At 40.7% G+C, this 253-nt stretch carries 1 pseudogene; it reads right to left on the bottom strand.

Going from position 1 to position 253, the window contains the following annotated elements:
* Nucleotides 1-253: pseudogene (locus MJX74_RS21640) on the bottom strand (hypothetical protein); the annotation flags it as partial.

Genomic DNA, 253 nt, shown 5'->3' on the forward strand with positions numbered 1-253 from the left:
GTCATAATGGTTCCAGTTCCGTAAAGAAAGCTAGCAATAGTTCCCGTTAGTCTAGGGCCTATTTTTTCAACGACTTTGCCCATAAAGGCGGCTGACATTCCCAAGAAGAAAATAGCGATACTAAATGCAAGAGCGACTGAGGATTCTGCCCAACCATTTTGTTTTGCAATTGGATTAGTAAAAACACTCCAAGCATAAACGGAACCAATCATTAAATGAAACATGACACCTGCAAACGCAACAACATAGCGAT

Source organism: Rheinheimera hassiensis (assembly GCF_022436675.1).
GTDB classification, from domain to species: domain Bacteria; phylum Pseudomonadota; class Gammaproteobacteria; order Enterobacterales; family Alteromonadaceae; genus Alishewanella; species Alishewanella hassiensis.